Source organism: Pontibaca salina, from assembly GCF_016307205.1.
Taxonomy (GTDB): Bacteria; Pseudomonadota; Alphaproteobacteria; order Rhodobacterales; family Rhodobacteraceae; genus Pontibaca; species Pontibaca salina.
On the sequence record NZ_JAEIJD010000005.1, the window covers coordinates 115,279 to 132,609 of the forward strand.

Sequence of the window (17,331 nt, forward strand, 5' to 3'; positions counted from 1 at the left end):
CGCCGGTCACATATGCTCCCTGTCGCCCTGCTCGGTGCGGAATTTACAAGTCTTGGCCCTGAACAACAGGCCGCAGCCGGTCCAGCGCCTCAATCACATCCTCATGGTGCGGGTGTATAGCCTGCGCGTGACGATAAGCAAGGAAGGCGCGTTGCGGATCGCCAAGCTGTTCCAAAATCGCCCCAAGACCATAGATGGCGTTATAATTGGCTGGATTCAGTACCAGAGCACGTTCCAGATCGGCCAGCGCCGGGCCAAGCAAATCGGCGTTGAAATAGGCCGAGGCGCGGCCATGCCAACCTTCGGCAAATTCTGGTGCATGATCCGTGAGCGCGGTCAGGTGCTCGATCGCGGCCGCGACATCGTGATTCTCCAACGCATCCCGTCCACGCTCCAGCAAGAGATCCATCGCAGGGGATCCGCTTTTGGTCCACAGAGCCTGCAACTGCCGGTCAATTCGCGACGCTTCCTGCTCATTTGCACTGGCCAGCGCGGCAAGAAGCGCCGCTTCGCTCATGCTCTCCGGCTGCTCCGCTGGGGTTTGCGCAACCAAGGGTAAGGAAAACATAAATATGATCAGAAATGCCGCGACGGTAGGTTTGTGCTTGGGGATTTCTATGCTCATATCAGGGACCAATGTAACCACGTGCGCTGTGAATTCCAGTGTCGGAGCCTTCACATTCGCGACGACAAGATGAAATCACGAGGATCAACATGAGCGACTTCCTGAAAAAGGCTGCCACCGAATTGAACCAGAAGATCACGGCGGGCGCCTTTGACGGCCGGGCCAAGTTCAATGTGCAAGGCGAAGGCACCATCATCATCGACCAAAACGGCGCCCGCGTTGCCGATGAAGACGCCGATGTGACGTTGAGCGCGGACGCCGACACCTTCCGCTCAATTTTTGAGGGCGACCTCAACCCAACAAGCGCGTTCATGTCCGGCAAACTATCCGTGGAGGGCGATATGGGGATGGCGATGAAGCTGGCTGCGACCCTCGCCTGATGGCACCGGCGCGCGCGCCCTACTTTAGTGACATGGACGGCAGCCTGCCAGAAGGGACCGCCTATTGGGTGCATACCAGCGATGGCGTTCGCATTCGCGTGGCGCATTGGGGAGTATCGCAGGCACATGGCACGATACTACTATTGCCGGGGCGCACCGAATATGTGGAAAAATACGCCCAGACTGCCGGCGAGTTTGGCCAGCGCGGCTTTGACGTGATCGCGCTTGACTGGCGCGGCCAGGGCCTTTCAGACCGGCTGGTCAAAAATGTGCGGCTGGGCCATGTCGCCCGGTTCACCGACTATCAGCAGGATCTGACCGCAACGGTGCGGCTGGCGCAGGAACTGGACCTGACCCGACCCTGGCATCTGCTGGGTCATTCCATGGGAGCCGCCATTGGCCTGCGCGCTGTGATGGAAGGCCTTGCGGTTCAAAGCTGCGCCTTTACTGGCCCGATGTGGGGCATCTCAATCTCGCCCCTAATGCGCCCCCTTGGCTGGAGCCTGTCACATCTGGCACCCCTGATCGGGCGCGGTCTGCACCTGACCCCCAGCACGCAGATCGACAGCTATGTCGAGCTTGCTCCGTTCAAAGACAACATGCTAACTTCGGATCCGGACACCTATGCCATGATGAAGGCACAACTGGCCGCACATCCTAAGCTGTCGCTGGGCGGGCCGAGCCTGATCTGGCTGCGCGAGGCGCTGCGCGAATGCCGCACCCTTGCCGCGCGCCGGTCCCCCGATCTGCCCTGCCTGACCTTTATCGGCGAAGGCGAACAGATCATCGACCGCGCAGCCGTTCTGGCGCGGATGCGCCGCTGGCCGCGCGGTATGCTCGAAATTACCAAAGGCGCGCGCCACGAGATCCTGATGGAAACCCCGGCGATTCGCGCTCATGTCCTCGACTGGATTGCCGATTTTTTCACCCAATCCCGCAGACCCATAAAAATATCGCAACGGGTCTGATCACTTGTGCCGGGCGCGCTCACGGTCTTTCTCATCCCAGCGCGGTTATCCTGCCTTGTCTTGTGTCGCGCCCGTGGCAAGTCTAGATGTAGCACAACATTCCTGCACAGAGGTTATTCATGCTCCATTTGCCCCTACCCGTCCGTGACGCCAACACCACCAGCGGCGAGCGCAATCTGGGCAATTTGCCCGAATGGGATCTGAGCGATCTCTACACGGGTGAGGATGCGCCGGAACTCAAACGTGATCTGGACTGGCTGGAGCAGGCCTGCGAAAGTTTCGCCCGCGACTATGAGGGCAAGTTGGCCGATCTCGACGCGCCGGGGCTGCTGGAATGTGTGCTGCGCAACGAACGCATCAGCTCTGTCGCCGGCCGGATCATGTCATTCGCGAGTTTGCGCTACTACCAGTTGACGACCGATGGCGGTCGGGCGAAATTCCTCTCCGATTGTCAGGAAAAAATCACCAATTACACCACGCCGCTGGTGTTCTTCACGCTAGAGCTGAACCGGCTCGACGAAGATTTCCTGACCGAGCGCTTCAATGCCATCTCGGATCTGGCCCGTTACAAACCCGTCTTCGACCGGATCCGCGCCATGAAACCCTATCAGCTCAGCGACGAGCTGGAAAAATTCCTGCACGATCTCGGCGTGGTTGGCGATGCGTGGGAGCGGCTGTTTGACGAAACCATTGCCGGGTTAGAATTCGAAGTCGATGGCGAAAGCCTCTCGATCGAGGGCACGTTGAACCTGCTGACCGAACAAGACCGCAACAAACGCGAGGCCGCCTCGCGCGTACTGGCCCGCGTATTTCAGGCCAATATCCGCACCTTTGCGCGGGTCCACAACACCCAGGCCAAAGAGAAGGAAATCATTGACCGCTGGCGCGGCATGCCCAGCCCCCAGACCGCCCGCCACTTGGCCAACCATGTCGAACCCGAGGTGGTCGAAGCCCTGCGCGAGGCCGTTGTCGCCGCCTATCCCAAGCTCAGCCACCGCTATTATGAACTGAAACGCAAATGGCTCGGACTGGATCGCATGCAGGTCTGGGACCGCAACGCGCCCCTGCCCATGGAAGACACCAAAATCGTGCCCTGGGATCAGGCCCGCGAAACCGTGATGAACGCCTATTCCGCCTTCGATCCGCGCATGGCCGAAATCGCTCTGCCATTCTTTGACAAGGGTTGGATCGACGCACCGGTGAAACCAGGCAAGGCCCCGGGCGCATTTGCCCATCCTACGGTTACCGATGTGCACCCCTATGTGATGCTGAACTATCTCGGCAAACCGCGTGACGTGATGACGCTGGCGCATGAGCTGGGCCACGGCGTGCATCAAGTGCTCGCTGCTGGTCAGGGCGAAATGCTTTCTTCAACGCCACTGACACTGGCCGAAACTGCCAGCGTCTTCGGCGAGATGCTGACCTTCCGCCGGATGCTCGACAACGCCGCTGATGACAAGGAGCGCAAGGTTCTGCTGGCCGGCAAGGTCGAAGACATGATCAACACAGTCGTGCGCCAGATCGCATTCTACGATTTCGAATGCAAATTGCACGACGCCCGCCGCAGGGGTGAACTGACCCCCGACGACATCAATGCGCTCTGGATGTCGGTGCAAGCTGAAAGCCTCGGGCCTGCCTTCGATTTCATGGACGGTTACGAAACCTTCTGGACCTATATCCCGCATTTCGTCCACTCGCCGTTCTATGTCTACGCCTATGCGTTCGGCGACGGTCTGGTGAATGCACTCTATTCGGTCTATGCTGAAGGCGACGCCGGGTTCGAGGACAAATATTTCGAAATGCTCAAGGCGGGCGGATCAAAACACCACAAGGAATTGCTAGCCCCCTTCGGACTCGACGCCTCCGATCCGAAATTCTGGGACAAGGGCCTGAACATGATCTCGGGGCTGATCGACGAACTCGAGGCCATGGAAGACTGACCGCAAAATGCCCCGTCCTGCAACCGGCACCGGCCTGAAACGACGCCTGCGCCGGTTTCAGGCATGGGTGCGTTTGCACATCCCCTTCGGTTTGCGCTTGGCATTGGGCATCTTGCTCATGCTGCTAGGGCTGGTCGGCTTTCTGCCCATCCTCGGGTTCTGGATGATTCCACTGGGCATCGCCATCGCCGCACTGGACGTCAGACCCTTATGCCGACGCTGGCGCGAGCGGCGCCGCCCCCGCGACTAGGCCTTTCGGGCAGGCTTCTTCTTGCACAAAATATCCCGGGGGTGAATTGGCCGCAGGCCAAAAGGGGGCTGGCCCCCTACTGCCGGAGTCATTTCAACTGGCTGTCCTTGCTGCCGCGCCGGTTGATTCCACCCCGCGCCTGAAACTGGCTGTCCCGTTCCTGCTGACAATGGATACACAGCTTCACACCCGGTAGCGCGCTGCGACGCTGCTCGGGAATCTGCTCTTCGCATTCGGCGCAATGGGTCCGGCTCTCCCCGGACATCCGGTGTTGCTTCAGTCGCGCCAACTCATCACTGATCGACGCCTCGATCTGTTCGTTCACCGCGCCATCACGGGTCCATCCACCGGCCATGTCGCGCCCTCCTCTCCCTATGGCAGCATCCTAGACGATTTAGCATGCGGGCTGAAAATTCAGTACCGTGCCCGCAAGCTGCGGACAGGGCAAGTTCTCATTGCACGGGCGAAATCAAGCGGTCGCCAGCATACCTTTTTCGCGTGCAAGGTCGCGCATCTTCTTTTGCAGCTTCTCAAACGCGCGCACTTCGATCTGGCGGATGCGTTCGCGGCTGACGTCATATTGGCCGCTCAACTCCTCCAGCGTCAAAGGTTGGTCCGTTAGACGGCGCTGGGTCAGAATGTCTTTTTCGCGATCATTCAGGATTTCCATTGCCTCGACAAGCAGTTCGCGTCGGGTTTCCAGTTCATCACGTTCGGCATAATCGCTGGCCTGATCGGCGTCCTCGTCCTCCAACCAGTCTTGCCATTCCATCGTGCCTTCGCCTTCGGTTCCGACCGTGGCATTCAGCGATGCATCGCCGCCAGACATCCGGCGGTTCATGCTAACCACTTCAGCCTCGGTCACACCGAGATCGTTAGCGATCTGCTTGACATTGTCAGGGTGCATATCGCCATCTTCCAAGGCGCCGATGTTGGCCTTGGCCTTGCGCAGATTGAAAAACAGCTTCTTCTGCGCACTCGTCGTGCCCATTTTGACCATCGACCACGACCGCAGGACATATTCCTGAATCGCAGCCCGGATCCACCACATGGCATAGGTCGACAGCCTGAAACCCCGTTCCGGATCAAACTTCTTGACAGCCTGCATCAGACCAACATTGGCCTCCGAAATCACTTCTCCCTGCGGCAAGCCATAGCCGCGATAGCCCATCGCGATTTTTGCGGCCAGTCGCAGATGTGACGTCACCATTTTATGCGCGGCCTCGATATCCTGTTCCTCGACCCAGCGCTTGGCCAGCATGTATTCCTCTTCCGGCTCAAGCAGCGGGAATTTGCGGATTTCCTGCATATATCGGTTCAGGCCGCCCTCGGGCGTCGGGACCGGCAGGTTTGCATAATTCGCCATATTTCCTGTCCCCTATTAGATGTTTACGCGTTTAACATACTATATGGGTCACGTTTCCTGTCATTCAAGACACGAATAGTTTATGATCGGCTTCATATCGCCACAGCATGACCACCGATAACCTGAACTTCGCCACTTACGCGCGCGACGCGGGACCAACGCGCAAGACGGCAACAAGGTCCGCCATGTCTTTCGGCAGCGGCGATTCGAAACGCATGGCCTCCGCGCTTCGGGGATGAACAAAGCCCAGAACAGCAGCATGAAGCGCCTGCCGGGGAAAGTTGCCAATTGCAGCGATGCCCTCAGGCGATAATGCTCGCCCGGCCGGCTTACGTCGCCCGCCATAGACCGGATCGCCGATCAACCCGTGGCCGCAATGCGCCAGATGCACCCGGATCTGATGAGTGCGGCCGGTCTCAAGCCAGCAATCCATCAGTGCAACAACCGGCGGCGTCCCGAACCTCTCGACAATTCGCGCCCGCGTCACCGCATGACGGCCCCCTTGAAACAGCACTGCCTGTTTTTGTCGATCAGTGCGGTGCCGCGCCAGTTGCGTGGTCACGCGCAGGATGTTCCCGGCCTCGAACCCGGCACCACGAATGCCGCGCAGACGCGGATCATTGGCGTCCGGCACGCCGTGACACAAGGCGTTATATTTGCGCTCGACACTATGCGCCGCGAACTGGTCGGCCAGTCCGTGGTGAGCGGCATCAGTCTTCGCGACCACCAGCAGGCCGCTGGTATCTTTGTCGATCCGATGCACGATACCGGGGCGTCGCACGCCGCCAACACCTGACAGATTGCCTCCGAAATGATGTAGCAAGGCATTAACCAGTGTGCCTTGCGGGGTGCCGGGAGCCGGATGCACGACCATTCCCGCAGGCTTGTCGACCACGATCAGATCGTCATCCTCATAAACCACGTTTAGCGCGATAGGTTCAGCAATTATGTGGGTTTCTTCAGCCTGCTGCACGGTGATTTCGATCCGCGCACCTTCCGCGACACGTGACTTGGCATTGGTAACCGGCTGGCCATCAATTGTAACGGCACCCTCTGCCAGCAAGCGCGCCAATCTTGTGCGCGACAGTGCCGCCTCTTCTGGAACATCGCGCGAAAGCGCCTTATCAAGACGCGGCGGCGGATCAGCCGCGATGAAAAAGGCAATATGACGGGTGGCCATGACAGATCCTTCGGAGCCGACTGCAGAACCGGCCAATTTGCGCTTCCTTCGGCGACTGGTCACAGTCTTGGCCGGCGTGATGATTGTCGGGCTTGTAACCATCGTCGCTCTGCTTGTCATCCGCTTCTCATCGGTCCCGACAACGCCGGTGCTACCTGATACGATCTCCCTGCCCGATGGCGTTACCGCAAACGCCGTGACGATCGCCAGTGACTGGTATGCCGTGGTGACCAATGACGGCCGCATCCTGATCTTTGACCGCCCGACCGGGCGTTTGCGTCAAACCGTAATCGTGGAATAAAAACATCGCCAAAATCTGGGGGTTTTTGTGGTACCACCTCCCCGGCTCGAACGGGGGACCTCCTGATCCACAATCAGGCGCTCTAACCAACTGAGCTAAGGCGGCACGCGGTTGTGATTTAACTTTGGCGCTGACCGATTGCAAGTGGTTTTCCTGACGACTACTCGTCGCGCTTGCCTTCATTGCAGCAAGCGGATAGCACAACGTCCAGATCACCGGAGGCCGCCATGGGCATCAACCGCGAACGCGACATTGAGGCAAATTTGCAGATCGGCCCCACCGACCGAGGGATGGTGCGAATCTTTGTCGAATCGCAGGGTATCGAGGTACCGATGGATTTTGACCCAGACGAGGCCGACGAGATCGCCGAAGAAATCCGCGCTGCAGCGACGGCCGCACGCGCTATCAAAGGCTGAAATCCGGATCGCGCAAGGCTGCCAGCCGACGTGCAGCATGGGCGGCAAATTTCTGGATCATCGTCCTGCGCCGTGCTGCGGCTAACTTACGTTCAGGTGCCATCCGAATAACCTCCCCACCAAAGGCATCAGCGACGATCAATCCGGTATCGAAGGGCAAAAGCTCGGTTGGAAAGTCGATATCCACCGCCCAGAAGAATCGGTCGCACCACTCCATATATCCCTGCCATTTCAAATCCGTAAGAAAATCAGTTCGGCAGGACTTGCATTCGATTACCCAGAGTTCGCCTTTTGGACCAAGTCCCAATACATCGACCCGCATCCCCCGCACGGGGACGAACTCCTCAACTGATACGAACCCGCGCGTTTGCAACATCCGCGATATCCCCCGCGCCAATTGCTGGCCGGGCCGAGAAATCTGACGTGATTGAACAAAGCGCATGCGCGGCATGCCGGCACCCTGAACAATTAGTGAACGCACTTCAAGACCCTGCTTGCAGGAATGTTGTCAGGCTGGCCCTTGTCTGGCGCCACATGCCGCCTTATGTGGGGGCAGTGACGGGTTCTGCCCTTCGCGTGATCGGTAGCATTCCGGTGGCCTTACGTAACTCCGAGGGAGCTGGCTCTGTGCGGATCCTGGTCCGTGTATCTGGCGCCCACCTGTAATAAACAGGTCCTCGGGAATCAAAACCACACGGTTGTTTGGTGGTCCCGTCACACTCCATTGAAAAGACAAAGCCGCCGCCGGAGATGTCCCAGCGGCGGCTTTGTCTTATCCTATGGCCAGCGGCTAACTCAGACGCGACGGCGCGCCCTGCCGCTTGCTTCTTTAACCGGCACCGGAATAGGTTTTAGTTCGGACAGCACCGGCATACCCCGACGCGGCCCCTTTGGCTTTTCGGCCAGACTCATCACCGCCCATGCAAACTGGACTCCGGCAAAGACGATTCCGTGCATGAACCACAGCATGAATACGGCAAGGAAAGCCACATCAGACCGCGCGATTAATGAGCGCAGGTTCATCACATCGAACCACATCAACATCCCGACGAAAAGTGCCGCGATACCGAAGCCTATTAACGTGTGGCGGATATAAAGCTTGACCAGCTTTGGCATTATCGCCTCCTGTGATTTGGTTCTACTAATATTAGTGTTCACAAGTCGCTGTTCCAGAGGGGTGCTGGATAAAACCGAGTAAAGGCGGCTATTCTCGCGATTTTCACCCTTAGAACGCCTCAGGCCGGGCTGCCCGCGCCATATGATCCAGCACCGCGTTAACGAATTTTGGCTCGCGCCCGTCAGCAAAGAAAGCGCGGGCGATTTCGACGAATTCGTTGATCACCACCCGTGGCGGCGTGTCCGACTGCGTCAATTCTGCGCCAGCGACCCGAAACAGCGCGCGCAAAGTTGGATCGATACGCGCGATCGGCCATTTCGCAATCAGACTGCGATCGGTCATCTGGTCGATCTTTGCCTGCCAGTTCACTGCGTCCTCGACGAGCTTGCGAAACAGCGCGATATCGCCGTCCTGCATCTCATCGCCGTCATAGGTCGCGCCAAACCGGTGTTCCAGAAATTCGGCCACGACCTCGCGGGTGGATTGCTCGGTGTGTTCCATCTGGAACAGTGCCTGCACCGCATACAGTCGCGCGGCGCTTCTCATTTTACGTTTCTGATTGCCCGAAAGGGCGCCATCCGAGGGTGTCATGCGGTGTCTGATCCATGATTTTGGTTCGCCAGCCTGAATTCCTCAGGTGCTGGCCGAAAACCAACCCCTTTGCGTGCGCCACCCCATTTGCGGGTCAATGCGATCAGATGCAACGCCGCCGCCGCCGCGCCCCCACCCTTGTTTTGGCCTTGGGCCTCGGCGCGCACGATTGCCTGATCCCGATTTTCCACGGTCAGGATCCCGTTACCGATGCAAAGCCCCTGCAATCCCATCAGTTGCAGCGCGCGGCTGCTATCATTGCAAACGGTTTCGTAATGCGTCGTTTCGCCCCGAATAACACAGCCCAGCGCCACGTAGCCGTCATAATTTGACATACGGTCGGCAATCGCGATGGCGGTCGGAACCTCCAAAGCACCGGGGACTTCGACCAGATCAAAACTGCCGCCTGCTGCCGAGATCTCGGCCTGTGCCCCCGCGATCAGTTCATCGGCGATATCCTTGTAATAAGGTGCGACCACGATCAGCAGCTTGACTGGTTTGTCAAATTCAGGCCGCGGCAAGGAGTAATGGGTTTCGGTACCAGCCATATCTCAGTCTTTCGTCATGATCGGGCGCGTTCCAGCAATCGTCAGGCCAAAAGCATCCAGCCCAAGATAGCGAGTTTGCGGAGAATCGGTAAGGAGGATCAAATCATGCAGCCCGAGCGACGACAGGATCTGTGCGCCCAGTCCGGTCTGTTTGATCGTGCGCGGCCCCTCTTCTTCGGTCGCGTAAAGTGCGTTGCGCGGCTGGCGGAACAGACAGACCACGCCGCGCCCTTCCTGTGCGATCAGTTCCATCGCGCGGGGCAGCTCGCGCATCGGTTTTGGCCCCAGCCCGAGCACATCCGACGCCTCGTGCAGGGCATGGGTGCGGGTCAAGACCGGTTCCGGAGTGCTGATGTCACCTTTGATCAACACCACATGTTCGATGCCATGGGTCTGGTCGGTGAACAGCCGCATCTCCCATTCGCCGCCAAATTCGGACTGCACAGTTTCGCGCCCGGTTTCGACCACCAGATTGTCGTTGCGGCTGCGATAGATGATCAGATCGCTGATCGTACCGACCTTCAGCCCGTGTTCTGCAGCGAATTCGACCAAATCCGGCAGCCGCGCCATAGTGCCGTCAGGTTTCAGGATCTCACAGATCACACCGGCCGGTTTTAATCCGGCCAGGCGGGCGATATCGACCGCCGCTTCCGTATGGCCCGCACGCACCAGCACCCCGCCAGCACGCGCCCGCAGCGGAAAAATATGGCCCGGCGTAGCCAGGCTAGACAAGGTGTTCTGCTCATCTATAGCGGTCGCGATTGTATGGGCGCGATCATGGGCGGAAATGCCTGTGCTTACGCCTTCTCGCGCTTCGATCGAGACGGTAAACGGCGTTTCATGACGTGAGGAATTGTTGACTGCCATCATTGGCAGCCCCAGTCGATCGACGCGCTCGGCGGTCATCGGCAAACAGATCAAGCCCCGCCCATGCATCGCCATAAAATTGATCGCCTCAGGGGTCGCGAATTCGGCGGCGATCACCAGATCACCTTCGTTTTCGCGATCTTCATGATCGACCAGAATGAACATGCGCCCTGCCCGCGCCTCTTCAATGATTTCTTCGGTCGATGCAATCGCATCACGCAGGTTGCTTTCCACCGGTCCGGGGGTCTCGAAACTCATCGCGCAGTCTCTCGCTTTGGGGGTCATCCCGCCAGATAACCCACACCAACTCTGATGGCCAGCCTTCTGCAGTGCGGCCCACCGTAATGGCGGAAAATATCTCGACGTCAGTCGGTGCAATCGTGCGCCGGTATGCGTTCAGGCTTGTGGCGTCGCCTCTGCTAGCCTTGCGACATAGCGCGCCAAGGTATCGATTTCCAGATTCACGCCGTCATCGACGGTCAGCTCACCCCAGTTGGTTACCTGTTTCGTGTGTGGAATGATATTAACCCCGAAAGTAGCACCATCCACCTCATTGACAGTCAGCGAGGTGCCATTCAGCGCCACCGACCCCTTGGGCGCAATGAAGCGCGCCAGATCCTCGGGTGCGCGCAGGGTGACGCGGGTGCTGTCGCCTTCGTCACGCGCTTCGATCACTTGGGCCACGCCGTCGACATGGCCCGACACAATATGCCCGCCCAACTCATCACCCACTCGCAATGCCCGCTCAAGATTGATGCGCTTGCCCGGTGTCCAGTCCGACAGGTTGGTTTTTGAAACGGTCTCGGCACTGATCTGCACGTCGTACCAATCATCGCCCAGCGCAATCACCGTCAGGCAGACCCCGTCGCTCGCGATCGAAGCACCAATATCTATGCTGGCGGTGTCGTATCCGGTCGCGATACGCGCCCGCAGATCGCCAGCTCGCTCCAACTCGCGAATTGTGCCTACATCGGTGATGATCCCCGTGAACATGGTTCGGTCCCCGCTTTCTGTCTTTGCCGAGGTACAGCACGCGCCCGCGCGCGACAATGCCAACCTTGCGCTCCTCAACCGTTGAAGCCATAGTCTGGCCTGAGCGAAAAGCCAAGGATGGCGGCCATAAACCACCGGCAGCAAAAAAATACCATGGCCCCGTCCGACAACAGGCCCTTGGCGGGCGATGTTTTCCCTCTGGCGCGCAACTTTCTGTTCCTGCAAGGTCCGCATGGGCCATTCTTCAATGCGCTGGCCCAAATACTGCGTGCTGCTGGGGCGTCAGTCTGGCGGATAGGTTTTAATGCCGGCGACCGGGCGTTCTGGCACCATAGCAAAAGCTATATTCCCTATCGCGGCAGCGCCGAAGCATGGCCCGATAAGGTCGCCTCCCTTCTGCGCGAACGCCGGATAACTGATCTGGTCCTTTACGGCGATACCCGCCCCATCCATGCTCAGGCTATTTGCGCGGCGCGGATGCGCGGTGTGACAGTCCACGTCTTTGAAGAAGGCTATTTGCGTCCCTATTGGGTGACCTATGAGCGCGGCGGATCCAATGGCAATTCCCCCCTTATGAAAATGAGCATCGAGCAGATGCAAAGGGCGCTGACGCAATCCGACATGGAGGCCCCACTGCCGCCGGCGCATTGGGGCGACATGCGCCACCATATTTTCTATGGCGCGCTGTATCATTGGTTCGTCATGTTCAGGAATACGGACTATGCCAATTTCCGCCCCCATCGCGATCTGTCTGTGACCAAAGAGTTTCGACTTTATCTGCGGCGACTTCTATTGATGCCGGCCCATGCGATTGAGCGCCGGGTGTCGACCGCACGGATCCGGTGCGGCAACTTTCCCTATCACGTTGCGCTATTGCAGTTGAGTCATGACAGCTCTCTGCGCGCTCATTCCCGGTACTCGGATATGAGCGCATTTCTGAGCGAGATTGTAGAAGGGTTCGCCGCAGGCGCGCCGTGCCATCACCATTTGGTTGTCAAAGCTCATCCGCTTGAGGACGGACGTGTGAACCTGCGGCGCGAATTGTATATGCTTGCCCGCCGCCATGGCATTGATGGGCGTGTACATTACCTTCGCGGCGGTAAACTTGCCCGGCTACTTGACCATGCCCGTAGCGCGGTAACTGTAAACTCGACTGCTGGCCAGCAGGTGCTGTGGCGCGGGATACCCCTGCGCGCCTTCGGTCGCGCCGTCTATGACAAGCCAGAACTGGTTTCGAAACAACCGCTGGCCGAGTTCTTTGCCGCCCCCCATCGCCCCGACAACCGGGCCTACAAGGACTTTCGGCGCTATTTGCTGGAAACCAGCCAGGTCCCAGGGGGCTTCTATTCTACGCGCGCTCGGCGTCAGCTGTTACGTCAGGTTGTCGATCTGATGCTGAATTGCGCTGATCCTTATCAAGCGCTGACAACAGGGACGTCGGCACCAAGGCAACAGTTTCAGTTCATCAGGTAAGACAAATCGATCGGCGACTGGATTTTCACGTCTGGCCCAGATAGCGTGCGCAAAACGATGGTACAAAGAGTAATTGGTCGAGGTAAACTGCTTTGATATTCCGACAGTCTCGGTGGGTGCGGCCCATAGCATTGCTGGCAACTCTCAGCGTTTTGGCCGCCTGCGGGTTGCCGCAGCTTGGCCCCAACAAGCGGCAAATCTTCGCAGGCTCGGTCCAGAATAGTGGCAACGCCTTCGTGATACCCGTAAATGACGCGGTTACGCGCGCCACTGCCGTGATGCCGGCCTTGGGGTTTTCCGGTGATTTTCTAAACGCAGCCCAGCTGGATTCGGACACGATTCGTCCCGGTGACGTCTTGGGTCTGACCATTTGGGAAAACGTCGATGATGGATTGCTGTCAGGCCCGACCGGAAGCTCAACCATGCTGGAAGAGGTTCAAGTAGACGGCAACGGATACGTCTTTGTTCCCTATGCGGGGCGGGTCCGCGCGGCAGGCAATTCTCCGGAACAATTGCGTGAAGCGATCACCCGTCAGCTTGAACAGCAAACCCCCGACCCTCAGGTCGAGGTGCGCCGCATGGCCGGTGATGGATCAACGGTGTCTTTGGTCGGGTCGGTTGGCGCACAGGGAGTCTATCCGATTGAAAGACCCACTCGCACATTGGCCACCATGCTGGCGCGGGCCGGCGGCGTCGATATCGAGCCCGAAATTGCGCAAATCACCGTCACCCGCGGTGGCCGGAAAGGCCAAGTCTGGTTTCAGGACCTATTCGCCCATCCCGAGCTAGACATCGCGCTGCGCAACGGCGACCGAATCCTCGTTGAAGAAGACACCAGAGCATTTACCGCCCTTGGCGCAACGACCCGTCAAGCACGCGTGCCATTCGAAACCAGAGATCTGTCCGCACTCGAAGCCATTGCACAGGTCGGCGGCTTGGTTTCTATCTCTTCAGATCCGACGGGTGTCTTCGTGCTGCGCGAAGAACGGGCGGAAGTTGCCAACGCAATTTTGGGCCGCAATGACCTGCAAGGCCCGCAGCGTATCGTTTATGTGCTGGATCTGGCCGAGCCCAACGGCCTGTTCATGGCCCGCGACTTCCTGATCCGCGACGGTGATTCGCTTTATGTTACCGAAGCACCCTATGCGCAGTGGGCGAAGTCGATCTCGATCATCTTCGGAGCAATCACACCCGTGGCAAGTCTCGATAGCTTAGCTGGCAGTTAAGATTGCGCGACAATTGGCATGACGACGCAACCGGGGGTATCCGCCCCCGGTTGTTCGCTTTCAACGGGGGCCTATTTACGCAGCGCGTGCGCCGTATCCTAACGCTTTCTGGCTATCATGTGCAGATCGGCCTGCCGCGTGCTGGGGATATGGTGGGGATCTGGGGCAACAGTCCGACCGCCTGGAGGGGGCGAGCAGTGGCGGCCCGGCGCGCACTGCCGTTGTTGCGTATCGAAGACGCGTTTCTGCGCAGCCTGCACCCCGGTCGCGCCGGCGAAGCGCCCATCAGTCTTGTGATCGATCGCCGGGGCGTGCACTTCGATGCTTCGGCCCCGTCCGATCTGGAACATCTGCTGGCGACAGCGCCGCTGACCGATACCAAGCTGCTGGACCGCGCGCGCGATGCAATCAAGAGGATGCGCGAGGCACATCTGAGCAAATACAGCGGCTACGATGTGGCTAGCACACTGCCAGCCCCCGGTTATGTCCTGATCGTCGATCAGACGCGCGGTGATGCCTCGGTGCGGGCCAGCGGCGGCGATATCGCGCTTTTCCAAGAGATGCTGCGCCGCGCACTAGAAGAGCACCCCGAAGCACGGTTTGTCATCAAGACACATCCTGAAACCTCCGCTGGGTATCGCCCCGGGCACTACAGCGCTGCCGACGCTAATGAGCGCATCACGATTGTCGATTGGCCAATCAGCCCGTGGGCACTGCTAAAAGGTGCGCAGGCGGTATATACGCTGTCGTCGCAATTGGGCTTCGAGGCGATCCTTGCAGGTCACCGCCCGCGCGTATTCGGCACGCCATTCTATGCCGGATGGGGGCTGACGCACGACGAGACCCCGCTACCCCGCCGACAGCGCCGCCTGACAAGCGCACAGCTTTTCGCAGCGTCCATGATCCTCTACCCGCACTGGTACGATCCGTTCCGTGACCGCCTATGCGAAATCGAAACCGTGCTGGACAATCTCGAAGCTCAGGTCAGCGCATGGCGGCAGGACCACGCCGGCTGGGTCGCAAGCGGAATGCGCCTGTGGAAACGCGCGCCGTTACAGGCAATGTTCGGCCAGCAAAAGCGCATGATTTTTGACAACGGCCCGGCGCGGGCTGCGCGTGCGCGGCGATCGCGCATGGTCTGGGCCGGTCACGCGTCATGCAAGAATGATGATCGGGTGCGGGTCGAAGACGGCTTTCTGCGCTCGTTCGGCCTTGGCGCGGCATTGGTGCCGCCGCTGTCGCTGGTGCTGGATGATCTTGGCATCTATTACGACCCCTCACGCCCCAGCCGGCTGGAACAATTGATCGAAACGCGTGCAATCCTGACACCCCGACAACAACGTCGTGCGGAAGCATTGATCGACGTGCTGATTTCAGCGGGGTTGAGCAAATACAACCTGCCGGGCGCGACGCCTGAATTGCCGGAAGGATACAGGATATTGGTGCCGGGTCAGGTCGCTGATGACGCATCAATCCGAACCGGAACCGACCGCATATCGACAAACATAGACATGCTGCGCGCCGCACGCGCCGCCAATCCGCAAGCGGTGATTATTTACAAACCCCATCCTGATGTCGAAGCAGGTTTGCGCGACGGTGCTATCGCAGCGACAGAACTGGCCGACGTCGTTGTCACGAATACCGACCCCGCCAAGCTGCTTTCTCAGGTTGATGCGGTCTGGACGATGACATCGCTGCTCGGTTTCGAGGCTCTGCTACGGGGGCTGCCAGTCACCACATTAGGGGCACCGTTCTATGCTGGTTGGGGGCTGACGACCGATCTGGGCAAGGTGCCTGAACGGCGCCGCGCGCGCCCTAGTCTGGCTGGGCTGGCCCATGCCGCGCTGATCGACTATCCACGCTATCTTGATCCCGTCACGAACCGGATCTGTCCGGTTGAGGTCATCGCCGAACGCTTGGCCGACGGCACCGTGCTGCGCCGCAGTCCCGGCAACCGCGCGCTGTCAAAATTGCAGGGTTTGTTTGCCAGCTGCGCCCCGCTGTGGCGTTAAATCTGCGCCCGCACCCAATGGTGCAGCACGTCGGCCCCGATGGCCCGTGTCTCAAGAAGCCGGAACCGAGCCGCATTGTCGAGACGTTGCAGCCCCAATGCTCCGATGGCGGGCAACCCGTCGCCGCCAATCGTCAGCCCAGCGGTAAATCCGACCAGCTCATCTACCAGATCAGCCCCCAAAAGCGACGCAGCCAAAGCCCCACCGCCTTCACAGAATACACGGGTAAGCCCCGCTTCGCCCAATTTCTGCAGCACATCGGCCATATCGATTTGGCCAGATATAACCCCACAGGGCACTAACCGGGCACCTAGGCCCTCCCAAGCGCTGACACGTTCGCCATCGGCACCGGAACCATGACAGAGCCACAGCGGCACATCGCCTGCTGAACGCGCTAACTGCCCCATAAGCGGCAGCTCCAGATGGCGCGATACGACCACGCGCACCGGCTGGTGCTCGATGCCAAGGTCGCGCACCGTCAGCGAGGGATCGTCGGCCCGCACTGTTCCGGCCCCGACCATCACCGCATCGTGGCGCGCGCGCATTCCATGCACCAAGCGGCGCGCGTCAGGGCCTGTGATCCACTGGCTGTGCCCGCTCGCGGTGGCGATGCGCCCGTCAAAACTGCTGGCAAGTTTTAAGGTAACCATGGGGCGTCCCTGCTCGGCTTTCAGAAGAAACCCTGCATGATCCCGGCCGGCCTGTCGGCTTAGGACACCCGTTGTTAATTCGATCCCGGCCTCGCGTAACATGGCGAAGCCCTGCCCGGAAACACGCGGATCACTGTCTTCGAAAGGGGCGACGACACGGGCAATGCCCGCCTTGATCAGCGCCTCGGCACAGGGCGGTGTCTTGCCGTGATGCGCACAAGGCTCAAGCGTGACATAGGCCGTCGCACCCCTTGCAGCCGCGCCAGCCTGTTCCAACGCCATGGGCTCGGCATGGGGACGCCCGCCCGGTGCGGTCCAGCCCCGTCCCACAATACGGGTGCCCTTGACGATCACGCACCCGACAGCCGGATTGGGCCAGCACGCGCCCTGATTGCGCCGCCCCAAAGACAGGGCGAGCGCCATGAATC

At 59.4% G+C, this 17,331-nt stretch carries 20 protein-coding genes and 1 tRNA gene; 9 read left to right on the forward strand and 12 right to left on the reverse strand.

All coding sequences use genetic code 11. From position 1 onward, the window contains the following. Nucleotides 1–43 precede the first annotated feature (43 nt). The gene (locus tag JAO82_RS08090) at nt 44–625 is read right to left on the reverse strand and encodes a tetratricopeptide repeat protein (protein WP_198685862.1); all 582 of its coding nucleotides are present in this window, start codon (nt 623–625) and stop codon (nt 44–46) included. Nucleotides 626–714: 89 nt separating this feature from the next. Here JAO82_RS08090 and JAO82_RS08095 point away from each other — a divergent pair, with 89 nt between their 5' ends. The 4 genes from JAO82_RS08095 to JAO82_RS08110 all read left to right on the forward strand — a co-directional run bounded on the left by JAO82_RS08095 (nt 715) and on the right by JAO82_RS08110 (nt 4,163). Beyond that, nucleotides 715–1,005, forward strand: a complete 291-nt coding sequence (locus JAO82_RS08095; protein WP_198685863.1) for an SCP2 sterol-binding domain-containing protein — start codon at nt 715–717, stop codon at nt 1,003–1,005. Nucleotides 1,006–1,037: 32 nt separating this feature from the next. After that, nucleotides 1,038–1,973: an alpha/beta fold hydrolase gene (locus JAO82_RS08100; protein ID WP_232897293.1), complete on the forward strand. Its 936-nt coding sequence runs from the start codon at nt 1,038–1,040 to the stop codon at nt 1,971–1,973. A 119-nt stretch (nt 1,974–2,092) separates the two neighbouring features. Then, the gene (locus JAO82_RS08105) at nt 2,093–3,913 is read left to right on the forward strand and encodes a M3 family oligoendopeptidase (protein ID WP_198685865.1); all 1,821 of its coding nucleotides are present in this window, start codon (nt 2,093–2,095) and stop codon (nt 3,911–3,913) included. Nucleotides 3,914–3,920: 7 nt separating this feature from the next. Further along, nucleotides 3,921–4,163: a hypothetical protein gene (locus JAO82_RS08110; protein WP_198685866.1), complete on the forward strand. Its 243-nt coding sequence runs from the start codon at nt 3,921–3,923 to the stop codon at nt 4,161–4,163. 88 nt (nt 4,164–4,251) lie between these two features. Here JAO82_RS08110 and JAO82_RS08115 read toward each other — a convergent pair whose 3' ends face one another. The 3 genes from JAO82_RS08115 to JAO82_RS08125 all read right to left on the reverse strand — a co-directional run bounded on the left by JAO82_RS08115 (nt 4,252) and on the right by JAO82_RS08125 (nt 6,709). Further along, nucleotides 4,252–4,518, reverse strand: a complete 267-nt coding sequence (locus JAO82_RS08115; protein WP_198685867.1) for a DksA/TraR family C4-type zinc finger protein — start codon at nt 4,516–4,518, stop codon at nt 4,252–4,254. Between the two features lie 114 nt (nt 4,519–4,632). Continuing rightward, entirely contained in the window at nt 4,633–5,529 is an 897-nt protein-coding gene (gene rpoH / locus JAO82_RS08120) for an RNA polymerase sigma factor RpoH (protein WP_198685868.1), read from the reverse strand. A gap of 136 nt (nt 5,530–5,665) precedes the next feature. Then, nucleotides 5,666–6,709, reverse strand: a complete 1,044-nt coding sequence (locus JAO82_RS08125; protein WP_198685869.1) for an RluA family pseudouridine synthase — start codon at nt 6,707–6,709, stop codon at nt 5,666–5,668. On the opposite strand from JAO82_RS08125, the gene JAO82_RS08130 reads away from it, so the two are divergent. Then, nucleotides 6,708–7,010, forward strand: coding sequence for a DUF6476 family protein (locus JAO82_RS08130; RefSeq protein WP_198685870.1), 303 nt, complete (start codon nt 6,708–6,710; stop codon nt 7,008–7,010). The genes JAO82_RS08125 and JAO82_RS08130 overlap by 2 nt on opposite strands. Before the next feature lie 28 nt (nt 7,011–7,038). On the opposite strand, the gene JAO82_RS08135 is transcribed toward JAO82_RS08130, so the two are convergent. Continuing rightward, nucleotides 7,039–7,115 (reverse strand) — tRNA-His (locus tag JAO82_RS08135). A 122-nt stretch (nt 7,116–7,237) separates the two neighbouring features. Here JAO82_RS08135 and JAO82_RS08140 point away from each other — a divergent pair. After that, the gene (locus JAO82_RS08140) at nt 7,238–7,426 is read left to right on the forward strand and encodes a DUF6324 family protein (RefSeq protein ID WP_198685871.1); all 189 of its coding nucleotides are present in this window, start codon (nt 7,238–7,240) and stop codon (nt 7,424–7,426) included. Here the strand turns inward: JAO82_RS08140 and JAO82_RS08145 are convergent. The 6 genes from JAO82_RS08145 to JAO82_RS08170 all read right to left on the reverse strand — a co-directional run bounded on the left by JAO82_RS08145 (nt 7,416) and on the right by JAO82_RS08170 (nt 11,542). Then, entirely contained in the window at nt 7,416–7,868 is a 453-nt protein-coding gene (locus tag JAO82_RS08145) for an MmcB family DNA repair protein (RefSeq protein WP_198685959.1), read from the reverse strand. The two genes, JAO82_RS08140 and JAO82_RS08145, sit on opposite strands and share 11 nt — an antisense overlap. A 353-nt stretch (nt 7,869–8,221) precedes the next feature. Beyond that, nucleotides 8,222–8,542: a hypothetical protein gene (locus JAO82_RS08150; RefSeq protein ID WP_198685872.1), complete on the reverse strand. Its 321-nt coding sequence runs from the start codon at nt 8,540–8,542 to the stop codon at nt 8,222–8,224. Nucleotides 8,543–8,651: 109 nt separating this feature from the next. Then, the gene (gene nusB / locus JAO82_RS08155) at nt 8,652–9,134 is read right to left on the reverse strand and encodes a transcription antitermination factor NusB (protein ID WP_198685873.1); all 483 of its coding nucleotides are present in this window, start codon (nt 9,132–9,134) and stop codon (nt 8,652–8,654) included. Further along, nucleotides 9,131–9,682, reverse strand: a complete 552-nt coding sequence (locus JAO82_RS08160; RefSeq protein ID WP_198685874.1) for a 6,7-dimethyl-8-ribityllumazine synthase — start codon at nt 9,680–9,682, stop codon at nt 9,131–9,133. Before JAO82_RS08160 ends, nusB begins: the two co-directional genes overlap by 4 nt. A gap of 3 nt (nt 9,683–9,685) precedes the next feature. Then, nucleotides 9,686–10,807, reverse strand: coding sequence for a 3,4-dihydroxy-2-butanone-4-phosphate synthase (gene ribB / locus JAO82_RS08165; RefSeq protein ID WP_198685875.1), 1,122 nt, complete (start codon nt 10,805–10,807; stop codon nt 9,686–9,688). A gap of 138 nt (nt 10,808–10,945) precedes the next feature. Continuing rightward, a complete protein-coding gene (locus tag JAO82_RS08170) occupies nt 10,946–11,542 on the reverse strand; it encodes a riboflavin synthase (RefSeq protein WP_198685876.1) in 597 nt (198 codons plus the stop codon). Between the two features lie 153 nt (nt 11,543–11,695). On the opposite strand from JAO82_RS08170, the gene JAO82_RS08175 reads away from it, so the two are divergent. From JAO82_RS08175 to JAO82_RS08185, 3 genes are all read left to right on the forward strand, one after another. Next, on the forward strand, nt 11,696–13,015 hold the full coding sequence (locus JAO82_RS08175; protein WP_198685877.1) for a capsule biosynthesis protein: 1,320 nt from the start codon (nt 11,696–11,698) through the stop codon (nt 13,013–13,015). A 236-nt stretch (nt 13,016–13,251) separates the two neighbouring features. Further along, nucleotides 13,252–14,241, forward strand: a complete 990-nt coding sequence (locus JAO82_RS08180) for a polysaccharide biosynthesis/export family protein (RefSeq protein WP_332872507.1) — start codon at nt 13,252–13,254, stop codon at nt 14,239–14,241. Nucleotides 14,242–14,291: 50 nt separating this feature from the next. After that, nucleotides 14,292–16,253 carry a capsular polysaccharide biosynthesis protein gene (locus JAO82_RS08185; RefSeq protein ID WP_232897294.1) on the forward strand — a complete coding sequence of 654 codons (1,962 nt, stop codon included), beginning with the start codon at nt 14,292–14,294 and terminating at the stop codon, nt 16,251–16,253. On the opposite strand, the gene ribD is transcribed toward JAO82_RS08185, so the two are convergent. Beyond that, nucleotides 16,250–17,326, reverse strand: a complete 1,077-nt coding sequence (gene ribD, locus JAO82_RS08190; RefSeq protein WP_198685960.1) for a bifunctional diaminohydroxyphosphoribosylaminopyrimidine deaminase/5-amino-6-(5-phosphoribosylamino)uracil reductase RibD — start codon at nt 17,324–17,326, stop codon at nt 16,250–16,252. The two genes, JAO82_RS08185 and ribD, sit on opposite strands and share 4 nt — an antisense overlap. Between the last annotated feature and the right edge of the window lie 5 nt (nt 17,327–17,331).